Genomic DNA, 22226 nt, shown 5'->3' with positions numbered 1-22226 from the left:
AGGGGTGTCGGATGTCCTCCTCCGTCAGCCGCCGCCGTTTCCTGGAGGCCGCAGGGGCCGTGGCCGTCGCCTCCGTCGCCGTCTCCGCCGCCGGACGCTCGCCCGCGCGGGCGGCGGCCGCCCCGGTCGGGGAGTCGGCGCACCCCTTCGACTTCGGCCAGGTGCGGCTGACCGCGAGCCGGTGGGCGGACAACCAGAACCGCACGCTGGCCTACCTGCGGTTCGTCGACGTGGACCGGCTGCTGTACAACTTCCGGGCCAACCACGGGCTGTCCACCGGCGGCGCCGCCCCCAACGGGGGGTGGGACGCGCCGACGTTCCCGTTCCGCTCCCACGTGCAGGGCCACTTCCTGACGGCGTGGGCGCAGGCGTACGCCGTCACCGGGGACACCACCTGCCGCGACAAGGCGAACCACATGGTGGCGGAGCTGGCCAAGTGCCAGGCCAACAACGCCGCCGTCGGGTTCGGCAGCGGGTACCTGTGCGGGTTCCCCGAATCCGAGTTCGACGCGCTGGAGGCGCGGACGCTGTCCAACGGCAACGTGCCGTACTACGTCATCCACAAGACCCTGACTGGACTGCTGGACGTGTGGCGCCTGCTGGGCAACACGCAGGCCCGTGACGTCCTGCTGGGCCTGGCGGGCTGGGTCGACCGGCGCACCGGGCGGCTGAGCAGCCGGCAGATGCAGGCCGTGCTGGAGACGGAGTTCGGCGGCATGAACGCCGTGCTGACCGACCTGTACCTGCAGACCGGCGACGCGCGGTGGCTCACCGCCGCCCGGCGGTTCGACCACGCGGCGGTGTTCGACCCGCTGGCGGCGAACCAGGACCGGCTCAACGGCCTGCACGCCAACACCCAGGTGCCCAAGTGGATCGGCGCCGCGCGCGAGTACAAGGCGACCGGCGACACCCGCTACCGGGACATCGCGGTCAACGCCTGGAACATCTGCGTGGACGCGCACACCTACGTCATCGGCGGCAACAGCCAGGCCGAGCACTTCCGCCCGCCCAACGCCATCGCCGGCTACCTGACGCAGGACACCTGCGAGAGCTGCAACACCTTCAACATGCTGAAGCTCACCCGGGAGCTGTTCACGCTGGATCCCGACCACGCCGCCCTGTTCGACTTCTACGAGCGGGCGTGGCTGAACCAGATGATCGGCCAGCAGAACCCGGCCGACGGCCACGGGCACGTCACCTACTTCACGCCGCTCAACCCGGGAGGCCGCCGCGGGGTGGGCCCGGCGTGGGGCGGCGGCACCTGGAGCACCGACTACGACTCCTTCTGGTGCTGCCAGGGCACGGGCCTGGAGATGCACACCAGCCTGATGGACGGCGTCTACTTCCACAGCGGCACCACGCTGATCGTGAACATGTTCGTGCCGTCGGTGCTCGACTGGTCGCAGCGCGGGATCACGGTCACGCAGACCACGTCGTACCCGGTCAGCGACACCACGACGCTGCGGGTCACCGGCAACGTCGGCGGCACGTGGGCGATGCGCATCCGCATCCCGAGCTGGACCAGCGGCGCCACCATCAGCGTCAACGGCGTGGCGCAGAACATCACGGCCACGCCCGGCAGCTACGCCACCCTCACCCGCTCGTGGACGTCCGGCGACACGGTGACGGTCCGCCTGCCCATGCGGGTGGTCATGCGGGCGGCCAACGACAACGCCGACGTCGCGGCGGTGACCTACGGCCCGGTGGTGCTGTCGGGGAACTACGGGAACACCGCGCTCGGCTCCCTGCCGTCGCTGGACACCTCCTCGATCACCCGCACCGGTGGCGGTTCGCTCGCCTTCACCGCCACCGCCGACGGCGCCACGGTCGATCTCGGCCCGTTCTACGACGCGCACGGCCACAACTACACCGTCTACTGGAACATCGGGCAGGCCGGCGGCACCGTCCGGCTCGTCAACGCGGGCAGCGGACTGGTGCTGGGCATCCAGGACATGTCCACGGCCGACGGCGCACGCGCCTTGCAGTGGTACGACTCGGGCACCGCCGACCACGACTGGGAAGTGGTCAACGACGGTGACGCCGTCCGGCTCCGCAACGCCCACAGCGGCAAGGTGCTCGGCGTCCAGGACATGTCCACCGCCGACGGCGCGACCGTCCTGCAGTGGTCGGACAACGGCACCGCCGACCACAGGTGGACGCTGCTCGACCAGGGCGACGGGACGTACAAGATCCGCAACGTGCACAGCGGCAGGCTGCTCGGCATCCAGGACGACTCGACCGCCGTCGGCGCGTTCGCGGTGCAGGACTCCGACGACGGCAGCGCCGACAACCGCTGGCGCATCGTGCGCAACAGCTGATCAGCAGGTCTCTCGGTAGGGGACGTCGGGGATGTGCGTCTCCCACTCGTCTCGGGTGAGCTGCCCGGACTTGCCGCACAGTTTGCGGATCAGGCGGGCGGGGGCGGTGGCGTAGGTGTGGAAGCGGCCCATCTTGTCGACGGACACCAGCGCCGAGCCGTCCGGGGTGAACGTGGTGGCGACGACCTCGTCGACCGGGCCGGTGAGCGGCACGCCGAGCTGGGCGCGGGCCCGGCCGTCCCACAGCTTGATCTGGTAGTTGGGAGAGACCTGGTGCGCGGTGGCGAACAGGCGCCCGTCCGGGGAGACGGAGGCCGTCTCGTTCGACGGGATCACCTTGCCGATGCGCAGGTCGTCCCCGCTCTGCTTCAACGTCCGGGCGTCCCACCTGCGGATATAGGGCCGGTAGAGGCTCGGCTGGCTGATCAGCGTGGTGCCGTCATCGGTCTGGGCGTCGGCCTGCAGCGCCGCCGAGCCGCGGGTGAGGACCCGCCCGGAGGGGAACGCCACCCGGCCGAAGAACGGCGCGGCGACCAGGGACTTGCCGTCGGGAGCGAATAGGATCTTGGCGCCGCCGTCGTAGCCGAGCCGGGCCCGCGTCTGGAAGATCCGGCGCGGGCCGGTGAGGTCCCAGAACGCCAGTGCGTTGTCGCCGTTGGGCATGACGGTCTCGATCGCGAGCGACCGCTCGTCCGGTGAGAACGCGAACTCCTGCAACGCCCCGCTGACCTGGCCCGGGTCGAGGGGGCTGGTCACGACGGCGATCTTGGCGCCTCGCTTCACGTCCCAGATGCCGATGCGGTTTTTCGGAGAGGCCGACGGCGAGCAGCCGGCCGGTGCGGCTCAACTCCATCCCGCTGACCGTCAGGGAGTCGTCGCCGAACGCGGAGACGGGGATGGCGGCGCGCATGGTCCGCCCCGGCACCGACCAGATGTGGATGGTGCGCGCCTGAGCCAGCGCCAGGGTGGAGCGGTCGCCGCTCACCGCCGAGTGCTGGTAAAGGGCCGTGCCGGTCGGGGCGGGGGTCTTGGTGTAGACACTGATGTCGAAGGACCGGACGGTGCCGTCGTTCCCGACGCAGCGGAGCCGGGAGCCGTCGGCGGTGAAGGGCAGGCCGGTGTCGGCGAGGCACTCGCTGTAGGACAGCGAGTACCGCATCACCGGCGTCGTCTGGAGTGTTCCGGTGTCCCAGACGACGGCGCCCTGGGCGAGGAACCGGCCGTCGGGGCTGAAGCGCAGCGGATAGGCGGAGATCTTGTCGCCGCCGGACAGGCCCGTGCCGTATCCCGCGGCCCGGTCGTACACCCGGATCCGGCCGTCCTTGACGCGCACCGCGGCGCGCCGCCCGTCCGGGCTGAACGTCGCCGCGCCCGTGGCCTCGGCGGCCTTCAGCCCGAGGCCGGTGACGGGGATCTTCTTCATGGTGGCCGTGTCGTACCAGGTGAACGGCTCGTCGGAGTCCAGGGCGGGCACCGAGAGGACCTTCTCGTCGGGCGAGAAGGAGGTCGCGGTCAGCAGGAAGTCGCTCCCCGAACCGGTCAGCTCGAGCAGAACGCGTCCGGAGCGGGTGTCCCAGACGGTCAGTCGCGCCCGGTCCTGCCGGTCGAGCTCCTCCACCGCCAGGAAGGTGCCCGCCCGGCTGAGCGCCACCCACGGCCGGTTCTTGCGCACCGCGCTGCGGTAGCGGCCGCGCGGGCGGCCCGTCGCCGTGTCCACCAGCCGGGTGAACGCGCCCGTCCTCCCACACCAGGATTCCGGCCTCGGTGAAGGCGCGGAGCGCCTCCTCCACGCCCGGCACGTCGGGGAACTCGTCCCGGCGGGCGGTGCGCACCGTGTCCTCGGCACGTTCCCCGGGTGCGACCAGCCGCAGGAACACCTGTGGGGCGGCCTCCTGCGCCGCACCACCCAGGCCGGCGTAGACCGATTCGGCGACCTCGGCCCGTGACGGCCCGACCGGTCCGAACGGGTCGCGGGCGATCAGGCCCTTCACCGCCTCGGCCACATCCACGCCGCCGGCCAGGCCCAACAGCAGTTCTTCGGAGCCCGGCCGGTCCTCGGCCCGTTTCGCCAGCGCCCCTCGCACCAGGGAGCGCAGCGGCTCGTCCAGCATCGACACGTCGGGCTCGTGCTCGGCGACCTGCCGCTGGATGAGCGGGACGGTCGCGCCGTCGAACGCATGCCGTCCGGTCGCGGCGAACAGCACGACCGCTCCCCAGCCCCACACGTCCACCGCGGCGTCACCGCGCTCACCGCGGTAGCGCTCCGGCGGCATGTACCGCAGCGTGCCCTTGACCAGGCCGGAGGTGGTGGACTGCGGCTCGATCCGGGCGATGCCGAAGTCGATCAGCCGGGCGCCGTCCGGCCCCAACAGGATGTTCTCCGGTTTCAGATCGCGGTGCACCACCCCGGCGCGGTGCACGGCCACCAGCGCCGCCGCCACACCGATCGCCAGCCGCCGCAGCTCCTTCGGCCCGAACGGCCCGCCCTCCTCGACGGCCTGACGCAGGTTGGGCCCCGGCACGTATTCGCTGGCGATGTACGGGACCGGGCCGTCGAGATCCTCGCACAGCACTTTGGCGGTGCAGAACGGCGCGACTTTCCGCCAGGCCTGCACCTCTTTGCGGAGCATTTCCCGTTCGGTGGCGCCGACGCCGTGCAGCGCTTTGACCGCCACCCGCTCGCCGTCGGGGCCGTACCCCTCGTACACGACGCCCTGGCCGCCCGCTCCCAGCCTTCCATCCAGGTAGAACGCGCCCAACTGCCGTGGATCTCCGGGGAGGAGCGGGGTCGCCAAGGCCGGAGCCTCTCGTCGCGGTTCCCGAATGTCGGTCGAATAGACGCCGATGTCTACAGGCGAGTTCGGCGATGCGCGATCACCGGGAACCGGGAATGCCCGGCAGGGGGCGCGGGTTGTCGCCGACATGACGACGATTGGCTTGATCGGAAGCGGCAACATCGGCGGCACGGTGGCCCGGCTGGCCGTGGCCGCGGGCTATGACGTGGTGCTCAGCAATTCGCGCGGCCCCGAGACGTTGAAGGACCTGGTCGCCGAGCTCGGGCCGCGCGCCCGCGCCGCGACCCCCGGTGAGGCGGCGCAGGCCGGCGACCTCGTCGTGGTGACGATCCCGCTGCGGGCGTACCGGGACGTTCCCGTCGAACCGCTCGCGGGCAAGATCGTGATCGACACCAACAACTACTACCCGGAGCGGGACGGCCGGTTCCCCGAACTGGACGACGAATCGACCACCACCAGCGAGCTGCTGCAGGCGCACCTGCCGCAGTCCAAGGTCGTCAAGGGGTTCAACAACATCTTCTTCAAGCACCTGCTCGCGCTGGCGCGTCCGGCGGGGTCTCCCGACCGCACCGCGCTGCCGATCGCCGGTGACGACGCCGACGCCAAGGCCGCGGTGACCGAGTTCTTCGACGCGATCGGCTACGACGCGGTCGATGTCGGTCCGCTCGCCGAGGGGTGGCGTTTCCAGCGCGACACGACCGCCTACGCGGCCCTCTACGCCGGTGACGGCCCGGACGGCTGGGACAACCCGGTTCCGGTGGACGCCGCCAAGCTGCGCGAAGCCCTGGCCGCCGCCCGCCGGTACGCCGAGATGAACCAGGCCTGACGTCTCAGCCGAGGGCGACGATGGGCGGCGGGTAGTCGAGCGAGCGGCGTACCGTGTCGGGGAGCGTCCACGGGTGGTGGATGTGCGGGGCGGGGACGGCGGCGAGTTCGGGGACGTGGGTATGGACGTAGGCGCCGGTCGGGTCGTGCTTGGCCGCCTGTCGCAGCGGGTTCATGACCCGGTTGGGGCGGGTGTCGTTGCCGGTCCCGGCGACCCACTGCCAGTTGCCCGCGTTGTCGGCGATGTCGCCGTCGATGAGCCAGTCGCCGAAGTGGGCCAGGCCCTCCCGCCAGTCCACGCCGAGGTTCCTGGTGAGGAAGGACGCGGTGATCAGGCGGGCCCGGTTGTGCATGAAGCCCTCGCGGTGCAGCTGGCGCATGCCCGCGTCGACGATGGGGACGCCGGTCATGCCGTTGCACCAGGCGTCCAGCGCGTCCCGCTCCCGGTTCCAGCGCCGCGCGCGGGGACGGTAGTCGCGGCGGGGCAGGTCCGGGAAGGCCGCGGCCACCTGGTGGTGGAAGTCGCGCCAGGCGAGCTGCCGCCGGTAGGCCCCGCCGGTGGCGCCGGCCAGCTCCAGGGGTGAGACGCACCCGAACTTCAAATACGGGCTGAGCCGCGAGGTGCGGTCGGCGGCCAGGTCGTCGTGGGCCTGCTCGTAGGCGGCGGCGTCGCCGCGCAGCCACGCCGCCATGCGCTCCCGTCCCGCGTGCTCGCCTCCCCGCGGCAGGTCGGGCGACAGCGGCCCGGTGGTCAGGTCGCGCAGGTCCGGCAGCTGCCCGGGTTCGACGCCGTCGGGCAGCCGGATCCTCGCCGGCGGGTCGGCGACCGGGCGCCACCGGGCCGCCTCCCAGGCCCGCCAGTACGGGCTGAACACGTGGTAGTGGTCGCCGCCGGCCGGGGCCAGCTCCCCTGGCGGCACCACCGTGACGCCCGGGTGCGCCGACACCTCGAGGGGGAGTTCCCGCAACGCCGCCAGCCGCCGCGTTCCGAACGCCGACCGCTCGTCGGCGAGCGTCACCGCGCGGGCGCCGGTCTCGTCGGCGATCCGGGCGACGTGCGCGACGGGATCGCCGCGGCGCACCACCAGGTCGCCGCCGCGGCCGCGCAGCGATCCGCGCAGGTCGTCGAGGGCGTCGAGGAGGAACCGGACCCGGTTGGGCGCGGCGAACCGGCCGCCCAGGATGGCGTCGTCGAACACGAACAGCGGCACCACCCGGTCGGCCCGGCACGCCGCCGCCAGCGCGGGGTTGTCCCGCACCCGCAGGTCGCGGGTGAACAGCATGATCGAAACGCTCATCGCGACATCCCCCTGTCCGTGTGAGCCGTCCCGTCAGCAGCGGACCTCACGGCACCCCTTCCCGCCCCGGCGGCCCGCGCACCTCGCGGCCGCGCCGGGCGGGTCAAGGTTTCAGCAGGTGGGCGGAGGTCTGCTGGGTGGCCAGGACGGTGGCGCCGAACGCCTCGGCGCGGTCGCCGAGGCTTCCGGCGGCCACGGTGACCGCGTGCCCGATCGCCGGGGGCAGCCGGCGGGTCAGCTCGTCGCGGACGCCGTCCAGCAGCAGCCGCCCGACCGCGGCGACCTCCCCGCCGATCACCACGAGGCGGGGTTCGAGCACCGCGCAGACGCCCGCCAGCGCCTGGCCGATCATGCGGCCCGCGTCGGACACCACCCGCCGCGCCCCCGGATCCCCGGCGGCCAGCAGCGCCACCAGGTCGGCGATGGTGGTGTCCGGCCCGCGGATGTGGGAGAACGCCGAAGTCAGCGCGCGGGCCCCGACGACCGTCTCCAGGCAGCCGCGGTTCCCGCAGCGGCACACGTATCCGCCGTCGACCACGGGTACGTGGCCGAGTTCGCCCGCCGTGCCGGTGGCGCCCTCGTAGAGCCGCCCGTCCAGGATCAGCCCGGCGCCGACGCCGTCGGCCAGCATCACGTAGATCATGTCGTGCACGCCGCGCGCCGCCCCGAACGTCCACTCGGCCAGGGCGCCCAGGTTCGCGTCGTTGCCGACGTGCACGGGGAGGCCGACGCGGTCCCGCAGCCGGGCGGCGATGTCGACGTCTGTCCAGGCGGCCGGCATGGACGGGGTGCTCGGCGCGGACGACCGCGACCGGACGGGCGCCGACACCGCCACGCCCATGCCGAACACGCGGCCCAGGCCGCGGCCCTCGGTCGCGACCAGGTCGAGGGCGGTCTCGGCGACGAAGTCCAGCGCCCGACCGGGCCGGCGGTCGACGTCGAACCCGCGGCGGCGCTCGCCGAGGACGCCGCCGGACAGGTCGGCCAGCAGCACGCGGATGTCGGTGTGCCGCAGGTGGACGCCGAGCACGCCGCCGCCCTCGGGGTTGAGCGACAGCGGGGTGGCGGGGCGGCCGCCCCGCGAGCCGGTGGGCGGGCCGGACGCGGCCGCCTCGCTCAGCACGCCCTCGGCCAGCAGGTCGGCGACGAGGCTGGAGACGGTGGTGCGGGACAGGCCGGTCGCGCGGGCGATGCCGACCCGGCTGATCCGGCCGTGCCGCCGGACGGTCTCCAGGACCAGCAGCCGGTTGCGCGACCGCAGCGAGGCAAGGGAGCCCGGCGAGTCGACCATGACCGCACCATAACCACTTTCTCCTGACTCCGTATTAACTGTGGCCGCATCCGGCCCGTTTCGTCCTTGACGCTGATTAACTGCGATTCCTACAGTTCAGCAAAGTCAGCGGCCGGGCGGACGGCCCGGTTTCCCACCCCTTTGGAGTTGGCGTGCGCACACGAGCGTCCGCGCCGAGTAAAGACGGCACGGTTTTCCGCAGGCGGTTTTCCGGCAAAGGGGTCGTCGGCCTCACGGCCGCGTCGGCGGCCGCGGCACTGGCCCTCACCGCGTGCGGGGGCGATTCCGGTGACGACGAGGGCGGTTCCGGCGCCGCCCGGGGCAAGGTGGGCGTGATCCTGCCCGACACCACGTCCTCGGTCCGCTGGGAGAACTTCGACCGGCCCTACCTGGAGCAGGCGTTCAAGGCGGCCGGCATCGAGTACGACATCCAGAACGCCGAGGGCGACACCCAGCGGTTCCAGACCATCGCCGACCAGATGATCACCAATGGCGTGACGGTCCTGGCCGTCAGCGGGCTCGACTCCGATTCGGCCGCGGCCGTGCAGCGCAAGGCGCAGCAGCAGGGTGTCAAGACGATCGACTACGACCGGCTCACCCTGGGCGGCGTCGCCGACTACTACGTCTCGTTCGACAACGTCAAGGTCGGCGAGGAAATGGGCAAGGGCCTGCAGAAGTGCCTGGGCGACAAGGACGCCGACATCGTCTATCTGAACGGCGCGCCGACCGACAACAACGCGACGCTGTTCGCGCAGGGCGCCCACAACATCCTCGACAAGGTCCCCACCTACACGAAGGTCGCCGAGCAGGCGGTGCCGGACTGGGACAACCAGCAGGCCGCGACCATTTTCGAGCAGATGTGGACGCAGCGGCGCGGCGACATCGACGGGGTGCTGGCCGCCAACGACGGCCTGGGCAACGCGGCCATCTCGATCCTGAAGAAGAACCGCGCCGCCGGGAAGGTGCCGGTGACCGGCCAGGACGGCACCCTTGAGGGGCTGCAGAACATCCTGGACGGCAACCAGTGCATGACGGTCTACAAGCCGGTCAAGCAGGAGGCCGACGCGGCGGCCAAACTGGCGGTCGCGCTGATCAAGGGCGAGAAGGCCGACACCAACGGCACGGTGAACGACCCGCAGGGCAAGCGCAACGTGCCGTCGGTCCTGCTGACCCCGATCGGCGTCGACAAGAACAACGTCAAGCGCGTCGTGGACGACGGGTTCGTCAAGAAGGAGGACCTCTGCAAGGGCGCCTACGCCGCCAAGTGCAAGGAAGCCGGAATCCAGTAGGCGCGCCCGCGGCGGAGGACGGCCCGGGCGCCCCGGCGGCGGTGCCGGACTGATCGGCATGCCGAACGCGCGCCGCGCGGTGCTCGACGCCGTCGCCGCCGGGCCGTCTCGCTGCGCACCGTCCACGCAACGGCCGACCGGGGCGCCCCCCTAAGCCGAGCGCAGGGCCCGCAGGGACTGCTTCACCGACGACAGGGTCGTGAAGACGGCGGTGGGTTCGTAGCCGCAGTGGGCCATGCAGTTGGCGCAGCGCGGGTCGCGGCCCCGGCCGTAGGAGTCCCAGTCGGTGTCCTCCAGCAGCTCACGGTAGGTCCGGGCGTAGCCGTCCGCCATCAGGTAGCAGGGGCGCTGCCAGCCGAACAGCGAGTACGACGGGATCGCCCACGCGGTGCACGGGAAGTCGACCTTGCCTTCCAGGAAGTCGAGGAACAGGGGCGAGTGGTTGAGGCGCCACCGTTTGCGGTTGCCGCCGGCGAACGCCTTGCGGAACAGCTCCCGGGTCTCCCGGACGCCGAGGAAGTGGTCCTGGTCGGGCGCCTTCTCGTAGGCGTAGCCCGGCGAGATCATCATCTGGTCGACGCCGAGCTCGTCGTTGAGGTAGTCGAGCACCTCGATGACGGTGCGCGGGGTGTCGGTGTTGAAGAACGTGGTGTTGGTCGTGACGCGGAACCCGCGGCGGCGGCACTCGCGGACGGCGGCGACCGCCTGGTCGAACACGCCGTCCTTGCAGACCGACGCGTCGTGGCGGTCGCGCAGCCCGTCGATGTGCACGGCCCACGCGAAGTACGGCGACGGCCGGAACAGGTCGATCTTCTTGGGGATCAGCAGCGCGTTGGTGCACAGGAACACATACCTGCGCATCCGCACCAGCTCCTCGACCAGCTCGCCGATCTGCGGGTGCATCAGCGGCTCGCCGCCCGCGATGGACACCATGGGCGCGCCGCACTCGCGGACGGCGGCGACGGCCTCCTCGACGGGCATGCGCCGTTTCAGCACGTCGGCCGGATGCTGGATCTTCCCGCATCCGGCGCAGGCCAGGTTGCAGGCGAACAGCGGCTCCAGTTCCAGCAGCAGCGGGAACCTGTCCCGGCCGCGGATCCTGTTGCGCAGGATGTGCGCGCCAATGCGCAGGCTCTGGCGAAGCGGCATGCCCATCAGGACCGCACCTCCTTGGGCAGGGTGAACTCGGTGGTCTCGACGGTCACCGCGTGCTCCTCCACCTCGACCGGGCCCAGGCCGCGCAGGGCGTCCACGACCGCGCCGACCATCGCCGGCGGCGCCGAGGCGCCCGCGGTGACGCCGACGACGCGGGCCGCGGCGAGCCGGTCCAGCGGCACGTCGGCGGGCCCGTCGACGAGCAGCGCCGGGGTCCCGCCGCGTTCGGCCACCTCGACCAGGCGGCGGGAGTTGGAGGAGTTGCGCGACCCGACCACCAGCAGCAGGTCGGCGTCGCGGGCGACGGCGTGGACGGCGCGCTGCCGGTTGGAGGTGGCGTAGCAGATGTCGTCGGTGCGCGGCCCCCGGGCGTCGGGGAAGCGGCGGGTGATGGCGCGGGCGATCTCCTCGGCCTCCTCCACCGCCAGCGTGGTCTGCATGAGGTAGGACACGGGCCGGCCGGCGGGCAGCCGCGCCACATCCTCGGCCGTCTCCACCAGGACGGACGCGTCGGGCGCCTCGCCGAGGGTGCCCTCGACCTCCTCGTGCCCGGCGTGGCCGATGAGGGCCACCAGGTCGCCGCGGGCGGCCGACCGCCGCGCCTCGGCGTGCACCTTGGCCACCAGCGGGCAGGTCGCGTCGATGACCCGCAGCCCGGCGCGGTCCGCCTCGGCGCGCACCTCGGGCGCCACCCCGTGCGCGGAGAAGACCACGACGGCTCCGGCGGGCACCTCGGCGAGGTCGTCGACGAAGACCGCGCCGCGCCGCCTCAGGTCCGCCACCACGTGCACGTTGTGGACGATCTGCTTGCGCACGTACACCGGCGGGCCGTGCTCGGCCAGCGCGCGCTTCACGATCTCGATGGCGCGTTCCACGCCCGCGCAGAACGACCGCGGCGAGGCGAGCAGGACGCGGCGCGGGCCGACGGCCGCGCCCCAGCGCGCCAGCGCCGGGCCGACCGTCCGCAGCCGGCGCAGCGCGGCCAGCCCGCCGGTGAGGGTGGCGGGGCTCAGCAGCGGGCGGTCGGGGGTGTCCACGATCGCGCGGACGACGGCGTACGGGCGTCCCGCCGCCGCGGCGGCCAGCGGGGCGGACTCCATGTCCACCGCCAGCGCCCCGGTGGCGGCGAGCGCGGCGCGTTCGCCGCGGCCGAGCACGACGTGGTCGCTGGTCAGCAGCGGGCCGCAGTGCACGGGCGCGCCGCCGCGTTCCAGCAGCCCGGCGAGCAGTTCCGCCGACGGGCAGGGGACGGCGCCGTCCGGGCCGCGGATCTCGGTCGCGACGACCAGGCTGCCGGGCCGGATCCGCGGGTCCAGCGCTCCGGCGAACCCGGTCACGGCGAGCGCGTCGAAGCCCGGCAGCCGCGCGGCGGCCCGGTACGCCCGGTGCGGTCCGGCGCCGACCGTGACGACGCGCAGGCCCGGATGGTCGACGGCGCGCGCTTCGATGCCCAGGGCCGCGCACACCACGAGTCGCGTCGTGTCCTCGCGGGAAGTCACGGCCTCGCCTCCTCCAGGTAGCGGCCCAGGGCGCTCACCGGGAACACCAGCCGGTACAGGTGGTAGTTGATGTAGAAGTCGCCGGGGAAGCCGGTGCCGGTGTAGTGGTCCTCGTCCCAGGTGCCGTCGTCGCGCTGGTGCCGGACGAGCCAGCCGACGCCGCGGTCCACGGCGGCGGAGCGTTCACCGGCGGCCAGCAGGGCGATCAGGGCCCAGGCCGTCTGGGACGGGGTGGACACGCCCCGGCCGATCCACCCGGGGTCGTCGTAGGAGCGCAGGTCCTCGCCCCACCCGCCGTCGGGGTTCTGGTGCGCTTCCAGCCAGGCGACGGCGCGGCGGATCGGCGGTTTGTCGCAGCGGACGCCGGCGGCGACGAGCGCGGGCACCACGCTGCCGGTCCCGTAGACGTGGTTGGCGCCCCAGCGTCCGAACCAGGAGCCGTCCGGTTCCTGGGCGTTGAGCAGCCACACCACCGCCCGCCGCACCACCCGCGACCCGGCCAGGCCCTCCCCGCACAAGGCCTCGACGACGTGCGCGGTCACGTCGGCCGACGGCGGGTCGATCACCGCGCCGAAGTCGCAGAACGGCAGGCGGGTGCACAGGGCGCGGGTGTTGTCGGCGTCGAAGGCGCCGTAGCCGCCGTCGCGCGAGGCCATGCCGGTCAGCCAGCGCACGGCCCGTCTGATCGCCGGTCCGGCGTCGGGGTGGGCGGTGCGGCGCAGCGCCAGGATCGCCTCGGCGGTGTCGTCGGCGTCGGGGTAGACGTCGTTGTCGAACTCGAAGGCCCAGCCGCCGGGCGGCAGGAAGGGCCGCCGCACCGACCAGTCCCCCGGCCCTTTGACCTCCTCGTCCAGCACCCAGGCGGCGGCGCGCAGCAGCGCGGGATGGTCGGCGGGCAGGCCCGCGTCGGCCAGGGCGGTGACGGCCAGCACCGTGTCCCACATCGGGGACTGGCAGGCCTCCAGGCGGCGGCCCTTGTCGTCGCGGATGGTGAACCGGTCAAGGCCGTCGAGGCCGCGCCGCATGACCGGGTGCTTCAGGTCGTAGCCGAGCAGGTGCAGCGCCATCAGCGAGTACACCCACGGCGGCTGGATACCGCCCCACGACCCGTCGGCCTCCTGACGGGCGATGATCCACTCGGCGGCGCGGCGCAGCGCGGCGGTGCGCAGGGCCCGCACCGGCCGCCTCTGGTAGACGTGCAGGGCACGGTCCAGTGCGTCGAACGCGTGCCCCCAGGCGTCCCGGGGGCGGCGCGGTCGTCGTCCGGTGCGCAGTTCGGGCAGGTCGAACGGCAGCGGCCGGACGGGCCGCAGCGCACCCACGACGGTCAGCGGGACGATCGTCTGCCGCGCCCAGCACGCCCAGTCGTAGACGTTCAGCGGGAACCACGACGGCAGGAACACCATCTCGGGCGGCATGACCGGCAGCTCGTCCCAGGGCCACTGCCCGAACAGCGCCAGCCAGATGCGGGTGAACACCCGGCTCGCCTCGATGCCGCCGGCGTCGCGCACGTAGGCGGCGGCGCGGCGCATGTGGTCGGCTTCCGCCGGGTCCCCGGCCAGCCGCAGCGCCACGTACGCCTCGATGGTGGTGGACAGGTCGGGCGGGCCGTCGTGGAAGTTGGCCCATGTGCCGTCGGCGCGCTGCTGGGAGCGGATCCAGCGGGCCGCCTCGGCGGTGTCGCCGGCGGTGCGGATGCCGAGGAACTCGCGCAAAAGCAGGTCTTCGGCGTCCATGGTGACGTTGGTCTGCAGTTCGCCCTTCCACCAGCCCTCGGGCGACTGCAGGGCGAGCAGGTGGTCGCGGGCCCGGTGCAGGGCGGCCGCCACCTCCTCGGTGCGCGGCGCGGCCGTGCGGGCCGCTGTCGTGCCGGTGTGCGTCATGCCGGTGTGCGTCGTGCCGGTCGTGGTCGCTTGGGTCGGGGTCATGTCGCCATCCGTTCCAGGTGGTCCCCAGTGGTCGGTCAGTGGTCGCGGGCTGTGACGAAGCGGGCCAGGTCGCGCAGCTCGGCGCGGACGGCGGCGTCCATCCGCACCCGCGCCAGCCGCGCCTCGGCCCGTTCCAGGCGCTGCGCGGCCTGCGCCTGGGCCCAAGCCCGGCCGCCCGCCGCCTCGATCAGCCGGGCCGTCTCGCGCAGTTCCTCTTCGGGCCGCGGCGCCGGACGCGCGTACAGCTCGGCGAGCCGCCGCGACTCGGCGGTCCCGGCGGCCAGCGCGGCCACCACGGGCAGGGACTTCTTGCGGGCCCGCAGGTCGGACAGGACGGGCTTGCCGGTGGTGTCCGGGCTGCCCCAGATGCCGAGCAGGTCGTCCACGAGCTGGAACGCCAGGCCCAGCTCGGCGCCGAACCCGTCGAGCGCGTCGACCAGCGCCGGCGGCGCCCCGGCGAGCGTGGCGCCGATCGCGCAGGAGCAGGCCAGCAGCGCGCCGGTCTTGTCGGCCGCCATGGCCAGGCACTCCTCCAGCGACACGTCGGTGCGGGACTCGAAGTCCAGGTCGCGGGCCTGCCCGGCGATGAGCCGCCGGGTGGCCGCGGTGAGCACGCGCGCCGCCCGCTGCGCCGCCGGGTTGTCCTCGTCCAGCAGCAGCTCGACCGCGACGGTCATCAGCGCATCACCGCCGAGGATGGCGGCGGCCGGGCCGAACACCGTCCAGGCGGCGGGCCGGTGCCGGCGGGTGCGGTCGCCGTCCATGATGTCGTCGTGCAGCAGCGAGAAGGCGTGCACCAGCTCGACCGCGACGGCGCCGGGCAGGGCCGTCTCGGGCGCCGCGCCGGCGGCGCGGGCCGACAGCAGCGCCAGCGCCGGCCGCAGCGCCTTGCCGCCGCCCCCGGCGGCGAGCCTGCCGTCGGCGTCGACCCAGCCGAGGTGGTAGGCGGTGACGCGGCGGGTCAGCGGGTCGAGCCGTTCCAGCGCCGCGCGCATCGCCTCGTCGACCAGCACGCGCCCGGCGGCGGTGGCGAGGGGGACGCCGGTCATCGCGCGTCCACCCCCTCGCGCCGACCGAGCAGGTGGCGGCGGACGAGACGGGCGGCGGTCAGGCCGCTGCGCACGGCTCCCTCCATCGTGTCGGGCCAGCCGGTGTCGGTCCACGCGCCGGCCAGGAACACGCCCGGCAACCTCGTCTCGGCGGCGGGCCGCAGCGCGCCGCTGCCCGGGGCCTGCCGGAACGTGGCGCAGCGTTCCCGGGTGACGAAGAAGTCGGCGACCCGGGCCCGCCGGGCGGCGGGGAACAGGCGTTCCAGGGCGGGGACGAACACCGCGCGCAGCTCCGCCGCCGGCACGTCGATCCACCGGTCGGCCGCCGACACCGACACCGCCAGGTACTGGCCGCGGTCCAGGCCGCCCACGGCGGTGCGGTCGAACACCCACTGCACGGGCGAGCCCACCGCCGCGGCGAACGGCAGGTCCGTCACCCTGGTGTCGTAGACGACGTGCACGTTGACGATCGGGCTGGCGCCCAGGCCGGACCAGCGCTCCCGGTCGGGGCACGCCTCGTCCGGCACGATCCCGGCGGCCGCCGAGTGCGGCACCGCCACCACGACGGCGTCGGCGGCGACCGGCACGCCGTCCACCACCAGCTTCGGCCCGGCCAGCACCGCCTCGGCCTTCGCCCGCAACCGCACCCGCCCGCCGGCGCGTTGCAGGCGCCGCAGCGCGGACGCGCCGTGCAGCTCGCCGAGCGGCACGGCGGCCACGCCGATGTCGGCGGCGTCGGCCCGGCCGAGCAGCGCGGTGCGGCACACCATCGCGGCGGAGTCGAGCGCGGCGTCGTCCAGCCCGATGTTGAGCGCGGCGGTGACGAACAGCTCCCACAGCGCCTCGCGCGGCCGCCGCCGCTGGCCGTGCGCGGCCAGCCAGGCGCCCATGCCGAGCCGGTCGAGCCGGGGATCGCCGGGGTCGAGGCGGTTCAAGGCGAGCGCCGCGCGTACGGCGCGCAGCCGGTCGGACGGCGTCAGCAGCCCGTACCCGGCCAGCGCGGGCAGCATGTGCAGCGGCCCGGGCAGCCGGCCCCGCCGCAGCCGCCCCGCGGCGCCGTCCGGGGTGAGGACGGTGACGTCGAACCGGTCCTGGACGCGCACCCGGTTGTGCACGCCCAGCCTGCGCAGCAGCCCCTGGTAGGCCGTGCAGCAGCGCAGGAACACGTGCTGCCCGTTGTCGACGGTCAGGCCGTCGCGGCGGAACGAGCAGGTGGCGCCGCCGAGCCGGGGCCGCGCCTCGTAGATCGTCGTGCGCAGCCCCGCCTCCTGCAGCGCCAGCGCCGCGCTGATCCCGGCCAGGCCGCCGCCCACCACGGCGACGTGCGCGTCCTCCTCCGCCGCGCCCATCACCGCACCATCCACAGCGACCGCAGCGCCACGACGGCCTTCTCCCACGGCGGCAGCGACACATGGCCGTTCAGCGCGGCGAGCGGGTCGGCCGCGATGCGCGCCAGCAGCCGCCGGTAGATGTCGGCCATCGCCGAGGCGCAGGCGCCGCTGCGCGGGTCCAGCATCGGGATCAGCCGCAACCCGGTGTCGTACCACTCGCTGGCCCGCGCCGCCTCGAAGCGCATGAGCGCCACCAGCCGGGACGGCGGGTCGGTGAACCGGCCGGACGCGTCGCGCTGCAGCGAGCAGCCGAACCGGGCCAGGTCCTCGCCGGGCAGGTAGACGCGGCCGCGCAGGGCGTCCTCGCGCACGTCCCGCAGGATGTTGGTCAGCTGCAGCGCCACGCCGAGCGCGTCGGCCAGCGGCTCGGCGGCGCGCAGGTCCGCGGCGCCGAACACGCCGAGCGACAGCCGCCCGATCGTCCCGGCGACGCGGCGGCAGTAGGCCAGCAGGTCGTCGAAGGTCTCGTAGGCGGCGCCGCGCACGTCGGCCTCGCAGCCGTCGACCAGCTCGGCGAACGCCTCCAGCGGGATCGGGTAGCGCCGCGCCGCGTCGGCCATCGCCACGAACACCGGGTCGGTCGGCCTGCTGTCCAGGTCGCTGATCTGCTTGCGGGTGGCGACGAGCGCGGCCAGCCGCTTGTCGGCGGGCATGGCGTCGTCGTCGCCGAAGTCGTCGATGCGGCGCGCCAGCGCGTACACCGCGCTTAACGCCCGCCGCTTGGGCGGCGGCAGCAGCCTGATTCCGTACGAGAAGTTCCTCGCCCGCGAGCGGACCACCTGCTCGCAGTACCGGTAGCCGTCGGACGGATCCACTGGTCATCTCCTTCCGAGCATCCGTGACCACTCGATCAGCAGCCGTGTTCTCGCGGGGCGCGGCGGATCCGCGAGGACGTCGTAGCCGCGGTGGTGCAGGGCCGCCAGGGCGGCGCGCCCGCCCGCGATGTATCCGGCCACCGCGAGCCGCGCGAACCCCGGCAGCCGCACCCCGTCGGCGCCGTCGCGCCCCGTCGGCCGCGCGGCGCCGTCCCGCCCCATCGGCCGCGTCGCCGCGGTCGGGCCGCCGACCAGCGCCGATCCCTCGTCGAGCAGGCGGCGCGCCCGCGCGGCCTGCAGCGCGATCACGCCGCGCAGCCGGGTGGGCGTGGCGGCCAGGGTCAGGTCCCGCTCGACGCAGCCGAACCGGCGCAGGTCCGCCTCCGGCAGGTAGATCCGCCCCCGCCGGTAGTCCTCGGCGACGTCCTGGCAGTGCTCGATGATCTGCAGGGCGGTGCAGACGCGGTCGGACAGGGCGATCCGGTCCGGGGTGACCGCGTCGAACACGTGCAGCACGACGCGGCCGACCGGATCGGCCGACAGCGCGCAGTAGGCCACCAGTTCGTCGAACGTCTCGTACCGGGTGACGGCCTGGTCCTGCCGGCCGGCCTCGATCAGGCGGCGCAGCGGCTCGGCGGGCACCCGGCAGTCGCGCACCGTCGCGGCCAGCGCGGCCAGCGGCGGCAGTTCGGGCGCGCCGCGCTCGTACAGGCGGCGCAGGTCGGTCTCCACCTCGTCGAGCAGCGCCTTGCGCTCCCGCGGCGGCGCCCGGTCCCCGATGTCGTCGACGAAGCGGGCGTACCGGTACACCGCCAGAAGGTGCATGCGATGGCGGGCGGGCAGCAATCGCGTGGCGACCGGGAAATTCTCCCGGCGCACGTATTCGTCCAGTGTCCGTGGACCTGCTGCCGGATCCCACGCCTGCGCGTTCGCGGACATGTCCTCCCTTCGGTGTCCGGCCGACCAAGCCGCCAGGGCCAGGCCAGTTGCACGCCAGGCCACCAGGCCGGTCACCACGACCGGGGTGCGACGGGATTGGCAACGAACAACCCGCCCGCCACTTCCAGCAGCAGTCATGCCCGTTCGCCCGCCAATCGCCGCCCCTTCTTTGGAAAAGCGGACGGAGGGTGTCGGGAATGTTTTCGGCGACGCGGCAAATAGGCCGTCAGACGCGTTCTCCGAATCGTCCCGCCAGGGTCCGGTAAAGCCCGGGGGCGGCGGCCCGGACGGCGACCGGCAGCCGCAGCCAGCCGGGCACGTGCACCTCGGCCGACCCGGCGGCGACCGCCCGCACGGCGGCCTCGGCGACCTGCTCGGGCGGCAGCGGCCGCGGGCGGCGCCGCGCGTACGGAGCGCCGCGCCGCTCGAAGAACCCGGTGTCGACCACGCCGGGGACCAGCACGCCGACGGTGACGCCGGTGCCGCGCAGCTCCAGGCGCAGGCTCTCGGCGAAGGCGTCCAGCCCGCCCTTGGCGGCGGCGTAGACGGCCTCGCCCGCCACGCCCACCCGCCCGGCGATCGAGGTGACGAACAGCAGCCGCCCGCCGCCGCGCGCCAGCATCTGCGGCAGCAGCACCCTGGTCAGGATGATCGGCGCCGCGAGATCGACCGCCAGCAGGTGGGCGGCGGCGCCCTCCGGCATGTCGGTGAACCGGCCGGCCCACCCGGCCCCGGCGTTGAGCACCAGGACGTCCACCCGCCCGGCCCGCCGCAGCGCCTCCTCGGCCAGCCACCGCGCCTGCGCCGGGTCGGCCAGGTCGGCGGCGATCGGAACGCCGCCGGTGGCGCGGGCCGTCTCCGCCAGCCGCCGCTCGTCGCGGCCGTGCACGACCAGGCGGGCGCCGTCGCGCGCCAGGGCGACCGCGATCGCCCGGCCAAGGCCCGCCGACGCGCCCGTGACCAGCGCGGTCCTCCCCCGCGCCGACTGCCGCCGCCGGAACACCATTCCCGCAGCCTACGAGGTCCCGGCGGGGCGTTTCGAGCATGCCGCGCGGCCGGCGGGGAAGCACGTCGCTGTGGACGTCCCGCCCGCCGGACGCGCCGTCTCGGGGATCCCATGGGGACCGGCGAACGGCTGAACAGCCCCGCCTTCCGCCGCCTGCTGGCAGGGCAGACGGTCTCCTCGTTCGGCGACTGGATGGGCACGCTCGCCCTGATGTACCTGGTGCTGGAGCTCAGCGGCTCCACCACGGCGGTGGGCGGCGTGCTGGTCCTGCGGCTGCTGCCGTCGGCGCTGGGCGCGCCGCTGGCGGCCCGCGTGGTGACCCGGTGGCGGCGCCGCAGCGTGATGATGACCTCGGACCTGGTCCGCGCGGGGATGGCGTTCGCCCTGCCGGTCGTGCCGTCGCTGTGGTGGGTGTACGCGTGGGCGTTCGCCATCGAGGTCGTCGGCCTGATGTTCCTGCCCGCCCGGGACGCGGCCGTGCCCGTCATCGTCGCAGGCCGCCGCGGCACCCCCGACCGGGGCACGTTGCAGCTGGCCAACGGCATCACGATGGCCACGTCCTACGGCATGATCCCGGTGGGCGCGGGGGCGTTCGGCGCGCTGCTGTTCCTGTCGGATGTGCTCGGCTGGACCGGCCACGGACGCTTCGTCGCGGTGTTCTGGCTGGACGCGGTCACCTACCTGGTGTCGTTCGTCGCGGTGCGCGGCCTGCCCGACCTCGGGCCGCGGCGCGGCGAACGGCGGCCCGCCGGCGGCGCCGTCCGGCCGGGGGCGGGGCTGCTGGCCGCGCTGCGGATGCCGGTGATGGCGGCGGTGCTGCCCGCGGTGGCGGTCGTCTCGCTGGGGCTGGGCTCGCTGTTCTCGGTCGGCATCCCGTTCGTGCGGGACGTGCTGCGCGCCGGCCCCGTCGGGTTCGGCGCCCTGGTGGCGCTGTTCGGCGTCGGCGCGCTGCTCGGCCTGCTCGCCGCCCGCCGGTACGGGCGGCGCGATTTGATCGGGCAGGTCCGGGTGGCCACCGCGGCGCAGGGCCTGGTGGTCATCGCGATGGGTGCGCTGGCGTCGCCGGCCTGGGCGTACCCCGGCGCGGTGCTGTTCGGGGCCGCCGCCACCGGCGCGCTGGTCGGCGCGATCACCCACCTGCAGGAGAACCTGGACGGCGCCGCCCGCACGCTCGGGCTGACCGCCTTCCATGCGGTGCTGCGGTGCGGCCTGGCCACGGCCGCGCTGGTGGCCGGCGCCGCCGACGACCTGCTCGCCCGGACGCGCCCGCCGCCGTTCGGCATCTCTCCGGCCGGCCTGGTGCTGATCGTGTCGGGGGCCGTGGTGTGCTGCGGCACCCTCCTCATCAGGCGCCCGGCCGGCCGGGACCGCCCGGTGGCGCCCACCGGCCGCACGGTCTGAGCCGCCCTGCGTTCAGGGGGACGGCGGCCGGACGTCCGCCCGGGCGGAGGCGGGCACCGGCGCGCCGCCCCGTGCCCTGCCCCGCCTGCGCAGCTCCCGGGCCAGGCGGGCGGCCACGCCGCGGGCCGACTCCAGCTCGTTGCCCAGCTGGTCGGCCAGCTCGCGCAACCGCCGCACCTCCGCCCGCAGCGCCTCGGTCTCGCGGCGCAGGTTGAGGATGTGCCGGACGCCCGCGAGGTTGACGCCCTCGTCCCGCGACAGCCGCTGGATCTCCTGCAGCGTCCTCATGTCGCGCATCGAGTAGCGCCGGTTGCGGCTGCCCGCGCGCACCGGCGTCACCAGGCCCATCCGCTCGTAGGCGCGCAGCGTCTGGGGGTGCAGTCCGGACAGCTGCGCCGCGACCGAAATGACGTAGACGGGCGTGTCGTCGTCGATGGGCGTGCTCATCGGATGCCGCCTAGCGCGCGTCCTCGGCCTTGCCGTCGTCCACGATCTCGGCGTCGACGACGTCGCCATCGTCCTGCGGGGCCTGCCGTTGCTCACCGGACGCGCCCTGATTCTGGGCGTAGATGGCGGCGCCCATCTTCTGGCTGACCTGCGCGAGCTTCTCGGAGCTGGCGCGGATGGCGTCGACGTCGTCGCCCTCGAGGTTCTTCTTGACCTCGGCGATGGCCTCCTCGACCTCCTTCTTGACGTCCTCGGGCACCTTGTCGGTGTTCTCCTTGAGGAACTTCTCGGTCGAGTAGGCCAGCGTCTCGGCCTGGTTGCGGGTCTCGGCCTGCTCCTTGCGCCTGCGGTCCTCCTCCGCGTACTGCTCGGCCTCCCGCATCATCCGCTCGATGTCCTCCTTGGGCAGGGCCGAGCCGCCGGTGATCGTGACCGACTGCTGCTTGCCCGTGCCCAGGTCCTTGGCCGAGACGTTGACGATGCCGTTGGCGTCGATGTCGAAGGTGACCTCGATCTGCGGCACGCCGCGCGGCGCCGGCGGAATCCCGTCGAGGGTGAACGTGCCGAGCTTCTTGTTGTGGGCCGCGATCTCCCGCTCGCCCTGGAACACCTGGATGCCGACCGACGGCTGGTTGTCACTGGCCGTCGAGAAGACCTCCGACCGCTTGGTCGGGATGGTGGTGTTCCGCTCGATGATCTTGGTGAAGATGCCGCCCTTGGTCTCGATCCCCAGGCTCAGCGGCGTGACGTCCAGCAGCAGGACGTCCTTCACCTCGCCCT

18 protein-coding genes are annotated in these 22226 nt (G+C 73.9%); 4 read left to right on the top strand and 14 right to left on the bottom strand.

The annotated features are described in order from the left end of the window. The first annotated feature begins 11 nt into the window (after positions 1-11). Positions 12-2318 carry a beta-L-arabinofuranosidase domain-containing protein gene (locus tag QSK22_RS18110; protein ID WP_285495388.1) on the top strand — a complete coding sequence of 769 codons (2307 nt, stop codon included), beginning with the start codon at positions 12-14 and terminating at the stop codon, positions 2316-2318. Here the strand turns inward: QSK22_RS18110 and QSK22_RS18105 are convergent, their stop codons facing one another. Then, entirely contained in the window at positions 2319-3074 is a 756-nt protein-coding gene (locus QSK22_RS18105; protein ID WP_285495387.1) for a WD40 repeat domain-containing protein, read from the bottom strand. Between the two features lie 23 nt (positions 3075-3097). Next, positions 3098-5077, bottom strand: a complete 1980-nt coding sequence (locus QSK22_RS18100; RefSeq protein ID WP_285495386.1) for a serine/threonine-protein kinase — start codon at positions 5075-5077, stop codon at positions 3098-3100. A gap of 163 nt (positions 5078-5240) precedes the next feature. On the opposite strand from QSK22_RS18100, the gene QSK22_RS18095 reads away from it, so the two are divergent. Then, positions 5241-5939 carry an NADPH-dependent F420 reductase gene (locus QSK22_RS18095; protein WP_285495385.1) on the top strand — a complete coding sequence of 233 codons (699 nt, stop codon included), beginning with the start codon at positions 5241-5243 and terminating at the stop codon, positions 5937-5939. Positions 5940-5943: 4 nt separating this feature from the next. On the opposite strand, the gene QSK22_RS18090 is transcribed toward QSK22_RS18095, so the two are convergent. Both QSK22_RS18090 and QSK22_RS18085 read right to left on the bottom strand, forming a co-directional pair. Further along, positions 5944-7236 carry a cryptochrome/photolyase family protein gene (locus QSK22_RS18090; protein ID WP_285495384.1) on the bottom strand — a complete coding sequence of 431 codons (1293 nt, stop codon included), beginning with the start codon at positions 7234-7236 and terminating at the stop codon, positions 5944-5946. A gap of 103 nt (positions 7237-7339) precedes the next feature. Further along, positions 7340-8527, bottom strand: coding sequence for an ROK family transcriptional regulator (locus QSK22_RS18085; RefSeq protein ID WP_285495383.1), 1188 nt, complete (start codon positions 8525-8527; stop codon positions 7340-7342). Between the two features lie 332 nt (positions 8528-8859). Between QSK22_RS18085 and QSK22_RS18080 the strand changes: the two genes are divergently transcribed. Further along, a complete protein-coding gene (locus QSK22_RS18080; protein ID WP_502872328.1) occupies positions 8860-9816 on the top strand; it encodes a sugar ABC transporter substrate-binding protein in 957 nt (318 codons plus the stop codon). A 150-nt stretch (positions 9817-9966) separates the two neighbouring features. Here the strand turns inward: QSK22_RS18080 and hpnH are convergent, their stop codons facing one another. The 8 genes from hpnH to QSK22_RS18040 form a co-directional block, all read right to left on the bottom strand. Next, a complete protein-coding gene (gene hpnH / locus QSK22_RS18075) occupies positions 9967-10971 on the bottom strand; it encodes an adenosyl-hopene transferase HpnH (protein ID WP_285495382.1) in 1005 nt (334 codons plus the stop codon). Then, complete coding sequence (gene ispH / locus QSK22_RS18070) at positions 10971-12470, bottom strand: 4-hydroxy-3-methylbut-2-enyl diphosphate reductase (protein WP_285495381.1); 1500 nt, start codon at positions 12468-12470, stop codon at positions 10971-10973. The genes hpnH and ispH overlap by 1 nt, the downstream gene beginning before the upstream one ends. After that, positions 12467-14398: a squalene--hopene cyclase gene (gene shc / locus QSK22_RS18065; RefSeq protein ID WP_285495380.1), complete on the bottom strand. Its 1932-nt coding sequence runs from the start codon at positions 14396-14398 to the stop codon at positions 12467-12469. Before shc ends, ispH begins: the two co-directional genes overlap by 4 nt. A gap of 35 nt (positions 14399-14433) precedes the next feature. Further along, positions 14434-15447: a polyprenyl synthetase family protein gene (locus QSK22_RS18060; protein WP_285495379.1), complete on the bottom strand. Its 1014-nt coding sequence runs from the start codon at positions 15445-15447 to the stop codon at positions 14434-14436. After that, positions 15444-16796 carry a hydroxysqualene dehydroxylase HpnE gene (gene hpnE / locus QSK22_RS18055; RefSeq protein ID WP_285495378.1) on the bottom strand — a complete coding sequence of 451 codons (1353 nt, stop codon included), beginning with the start codon at positions 16794-16796 and terminating at the stop codon, positions 15444-15446. Before hpnE ends, QSK22_RS18060 begins: the two co-directional genes overlap by 4 nt. After that, positions 16796-17653: a presqualene diphosphate synthase HpnD gene (hpnD, locus tag QSK22_RS18050; RefSeq protein WP_285495376.1), complete on the bottom strand. Its 858-nt coding sequence runs from the start codon at positions 17651-17653 to the stop codon at positions 16796-16798. Before hpnD ends, hpnE begins: the two co-directional genes overlap by 1 nt. Before the next feature lie 3 nt (positions 17654-17656). Next, positions 17657-18592 carry a squalene synthase HpnC gene (gene hpnC, locus QSK22_RS18045; protein WP_285495375.1) on the bottom strand — a complete coding sequence of 312 codons (936 nt, stop codon included), beginning with the start codon at positions 18590-18592 and terminating at the stop codon, positions 17657-17659. A gap of 226 nt (positions 18593-18818) precedes the next feature. Further along, positions 18819-19598 (bottom strand): SDR family NAD(P)-dependent oxidoreductase, encoded by a 780-nt coding sequence (locus QSK22_RS18040; protein WP_285495374.1) that lies wholly within the window; start codon positions 19596-19598, stop codon positions 18819-18821. A gap of 111 nt (positions 19599-19709) precedes the next feature. Here QSK22_RS18040 and QSK22_RS18035 point away from each other — a divergent pair, with 111 nt between their 5' ends. Beyond that, the gene (locus QSK22_RS18035) at positions 19710-20999 is read left to right on the top strand and encodes an MFS transporter (protein ID WP_285495373.1); all 1290 of its coding nucleotides are present in this window, start codon (positions 19710-19712) and stop codon (positions 20997-20999) included. 12 nt (positions 21000-21011) lie between these two features. Here QSK22_RS18035 and QSK22_RS18030 read toward each other — a convergent pair whose 3' ends face one another. After that, on the bottom strand, positions 21012-21446 hold the full coding sequence (locus QSK22_RS18030) for a heat shock protein transcriptional repressor HspR (RefSeq protein ID WP_285495372.1): 435 nt from the start codon (positions 21444-21446) through the stop codon (positions 21012-21014). A 10-nt stretch (positions 21447-21456) separates the two neighbouring features. Then, the coding region (locus tag QSK22_RS18025; protein ID WP_285495371.1) for an Hsp70 family protein at positions 21457-22226 on the bottom strand (770 nt) is incomplete at its 5' end.

Origin of the sequence: Actinomadura sp. NBRC 104425 (genome assembly GCF_030269545.1) — a bacterium.
GTDB lineage: Bacteria > Actinomycetota > Actinomycetes > Streptosporangiales > Streptosporangiaceae > Spirillospora > Spirillospora keratinilytica.
The sequence above is the reverse complement of the archived record's forward strand: the minus strand, read 5'-3'. Positions and strand labels throughout refer to the sequence as shown.